Source organism: Actinosynnema sp. NPDC059335 (assembly GCF_042752395.1).
Lineage (GTDB): Bacteria > Actinomycetota > Actinomycetes > Mycobacteriales > Pseudonocardiaceae > Actinosynnema.
Window position 1 is genome coordinate 2878 of record NZ_JBHYXZ010000262.1, and the last position, 3775, is coordinate 6652.

At 74.5% G+C, this 3775-nt stretch carries 4 protein-coding genes; 2 read left to right on the forward strand and 2 right to left on the reverse strand.

Going from position 1 to position 3775, the window contains the following annotated elements; all coding sequences use genetic code 11:
• Positions 1-96: 96 nt before the first annotated feature.
• Positions 97-852, reverse strand: a complete 756-nt coding sequence (locus ACFXGA_RS39000) for an SAM-dependent methyltransferase (RefSeq protein ID WP_378097853.1) — start codon at positions 850-852, stop codon at positions 97-99.
• A gap of 426 nt (positions 853-1278) precedes the next feature.
• Entirely contained in the window at positions 1279-1923 is a 645-nt protein-coding gene (locus ACFXGA_RS39005; protein ID WP_378097856.1) for a TetR/AcrR family transcriptional regulator, read from the reverse strand.
• Positions 1924-2026: 103 nt separating this feature from the next.
• Between ACFXGA_RS39005 and ACFXGA_RS39010 the strand changes: the two genes are divergently transcribed.
• Together ACFXGA_RS39010 and ACFXGA_RS39015 are read left to right on the forward strand one after the other, a co-directional pair.
• Positions 2027-3046 carry a hypothetical protein gene (locus ACFXGA_RS39010; protein ID WP_378097859.1) on the forward strand — a complete coding sequence of 340 codons (1020 nt, stop codon included), beginning with the start codon at positions 2027-2029 and terminating at the stop codon, positions 3044-3046.
• A 171-nt stretch (positions 3047-3217) separates the two neighbouring features.
• Complete coding sequence (locus tag ACFXGA_RS39015; protein WP_378097861.1) at positions 3218-3712, forward strand: hypothetical protein; 495 nt, start codon at positions 3218-3220, stop codon at positions 3710-3712.
• Positions 3713-3775: the final 63 nt, after the last annotated feature.

The following is a 3775-nucleotide window of genomic DNA, read 5'->3' on the forward strand; positions in this document are numbered from 1 at the left end:
TGTGTTGTAGGTTTGGGGGGCGTGGCGGTGGTGCGTGTGTGTCGGGTGGCACACGGGGCGGCGGCGCGCCGGGGGCCCCGCCGCCCGCCCGTCCACTCAGGACGATCGACGTGCGGTGACGAGGAGTCGCCCGTCGCCGACCGCGTACGGTTCGCCCGTCGGGCCGGCGAACAGCCCGAAGTCGCCGAACCCGTTGACCGACAACAGGTCGAGCACCTGCGCCACCGTGTGCACGTGGTGGACCGCGGTCACGTCGAGTTCCTCCGGGCCGCGGGTGAACCGGTAACGGCTGAGCAGGCGGCTCCCGGCGACGTCGTATTCGCTGGTCGCGAGGACGGTGATGTCGCCGGTCCGCATGGTCCGCGGCTCGGCCCGGAAGCCGGGCAGCACCGACTCGGCGGCCGTGGCGACGTCGACGACCAGGCCGCCGCCGGGCCGGACGGCGTCGGCCAGCGCGGCCGCGAACCGCCGCAGTCCGTCCGGCTCCAGGTAGCCGAAGCTGTTGCCGAGGCAGACCGCGGCGTCGAACCCGCCGTCGCGCGGGACGTCCCGCATGTCGGCGTGGACGAACTCGACGTCGAGGCCCGCGGCGGCGCGCCGGGCGTGCCCGATCGCCTCCGCGGACAGGTCGACCCCGGTCACGCGGTGCCCGCGCCGGGCGAACTCCAGGCTGTGCCGCCCGCTGCCGCACGGCACGTCCAGGACGCGCGAGCGCGGCGCGAGGCCCAGGCGTCGCTCGACGAAGTCCACTTCCTCGACGGTGACCTCCGGCGGCACGGCGCGCCGCCAGAACTCGTTGGGCAGTTCGGTGAAGAAGTCCACGTACCAGGTGGACGAGGGTTTTTCGGACATGGGGAAGCTCCCTGTGGTGCATCGGCTCTGGTCAGGGCGATGTCACCGGGCGACCCGGGCCGTCATGCGGCCTCGGTGCGGTGGCCCGGTGCGAGGCTCCGGGCAGCCATGGCTTCCTCCACGGTCAACGGTCACCCGGACGGTAGCAGGAGTCGGCCGGGTGGGTGCACGGGTTTTCCGTGCGACCGCCACCGCGCGACCCGGCCGCGCCGCGCCTCCTGGCCTTGCCTTCCCGGCCGCGCCTCCCTGATCGCGCCTCCCTGATCGCGCCTTCCCGACCGCGCCTTCCCGGCCGCGCCTGCCGTGCGCGACTTGCATGCCATGCCCGTGCCCGTGCCGGGCGCACCGTGCCTCCCCGGCTGTGCTGGACCGTGCCTGCCGTGCCGCGCGTGCCTGGCCGGTCGGTGCGCGTCGTCGGGCGTTCCGTCACCCGGACGGGTTCCGCCGCGCCCGGTCCTCGGCGGCGTCGAGCGCCGGCACGAGCGGTGCGAGGGTGGTGCGGATCAGGTCGGGCAGCGAGCCGGCCGGCACGACGAGCCCGCCGGCCGCTGAGCCGGGCCGGGCCCAGCGTTCGAGCGCGATCCCGACCGCGGCGGCGACGCTCGCCGCCAGGACCCGCGGCGTGTCGGAGTCGGTGTCGCCCAGGCGGTGGGCGATCGCCTCGGCGAGGGGGTGCTCGATCGCGCCCGCGGTGCCGACGAACGCGTGGCGCAGCGCGGGACGCGTGGTGATCAGCAGCAACGCGTCGCGGTGCCGCTCGCCCGGGTCGGTGTACTGCGCCACGATCGCCTCGACCACCGCGTGGGCGAGACGGTCGCCGACGGGGCGCGCGGCCACCGCCGCGGCGATCCCGGCCTCCCGCTCGGCGGTGACGGCGGCGACGATCGCCTGCTCCCGGCTGGAGTAGTAGTTGTTGTAGGTCCTCGGCGAGACGCCGGCCGCCTCGGCGATGTCGTCCACGCGCACGTTCTCGGGTCCGCGTTCCAGGGCCAGTCGCAGCGCCGCCTCGCGCAACGCCTCCCTGGTGGCCTGCTTCTTCCGTTCGCGCAGCCCGGTCCGCCGTGTCGTCACGCGGCCAGCATCCCAGCTTGAGGTGCGTCCGCGCAAACTTGCGTGCACGCACTTTTTCCGCCTAGCCTCGGTGGCACCACAGAGACGAGGAAGGACCGAGCCGATGCGTGGCAAGGGGATCGCGTACGACACGGGCTTCGTGACCAACGGTCGCAACTCCCGCGAGAGCTTCGACCCGGACGTCGTGCGGCGCGAGCTGACCATCATCCGCGACGACCTGCACTGCACCGCCGTGCACGTCGTGGGCGGCGATCCCGAGCGGCTGGAACTGGCCTCCCGGTGCGCCGCCGACCTGGGGCTGGAGGTGTGGTTCTCGCCGTACCCGCTCGACCTGACGAGCGCGGAGGTGCTGTCGCTGTTCACCGACTGCGCGCAGCGGGCGGAACGACTCCGGCGGGACGGGGCCGAGGTGGTGTTCGTCGCCGGCGTCGAACTGAGCATCATGAACCGGGGCTTCCTGCCCGGCGAGACCCTGGAGCGGCGGTTGGAGCTGCTGCTGAGCCGGCCGGAGGGCCGGGCCGAGCGGATGGCCGAGGCGGGCGCCCGCCTCGACGACTTCCTCCGCGAGGCCGTCCCCGCGGTCCGCGCGCGGTTCGGTGGCCGGGTGACCTACGCCTGCATCCCGTTCGAGCGGGTCGACTGGGCGTTGTTCGACATCGTGTCGGTCGAGCTGATCCGCTCCGCGGAGGTCGCCGACCGGTACCGGGAAGCGGTGCGCGGGCTCGTGGCGCAGGGCAAGCCGGTCGCGATCACCGGGTTCGGCACCGCCACCTGGCGCGGCTCGGGCGACGTGGCCCCGCGCAGCATGGAGATCGTCGAGCACGACGAGGCCGGCAACCCGGTCCGCCTGACCGGCGACTACGTCCGCGACGAGGAGGGCCAGGCCGCCTACCTGCGCGAGCTGCTGGAGATCTTCGACGCCGAGGGGGTGGACAGCGCCTTCGCGTACCTCTTCGCCCTCTACAGCCACCCGCACCGCCCGGACGACCCGAGGCGCGACCTCGACCTGGCGAGCTTCGGCGTCGTCAAGGTCCTCGAGGGCCGCAACGGCGACACCTACCCGGACCTGCCGTGGGAACCGAAGGCAGCCTTCGCCGCGCTGGCCGACCACTACCGCGGCTGACGCTGCCGCAGCCGACCACTACCGTGGCCGACGCTGCCGCAGCTGACCACTGCCGGGGCTGACCACGGGCGACAGCGCCCCGCCCCGTCGATCCCGCCGGTGGTCCGGCCGTCGCGTCCGACCTCCGGCGGAAGCGGGTTCCGGAACCGCCGTTCGGGGTACACGAGCGCCATGAGCGCTGAAGACCTGAACTCGTACGCCGACCCCCAGGGCACCGGGTCGCCCGACGCCGTCGAGGACGACCCGGCGGCGTTGAACAGCGCCGAGGACCTGGACGAGGACCGCCTCCGCAAGGACCCGCTGGAGGCGGGGATGGACCCGCCCGAGCACTGGTCCGGCGTGACCAAGTACGGCATGACGCCGTGGGAGGAGTCCCACCCCCGCCCGCTGGACCAGCGGCTCGCCGAGGAGCAGCCCGACGTCGAGCCCGGCGCGCCCGCGCCCGAACCGGTCGACCGGGGCGAGCCGTCGGACCTGGGCGATCCGTCGGAGCCCGGCGAGGACGTGGCGAGCTTCGACGCCGACGCGATCTCGCAGGACGAGCCGGAGTTGGTGCGCACCGACCAGCCGGAGGAACTGGTGCGCGCCGACCCGGACACGCTGTCGCGCGAGGAGGAGATCCGGGCCGAGGCCGTGGGCCGCGGCCAGGCGGCCGACGACTACTGACCGCCCGGTCCGGCCTCCGCGACCCCGGGGCCGGGGCCGGCGCGCCGCGCGGCGCCGGGGCGC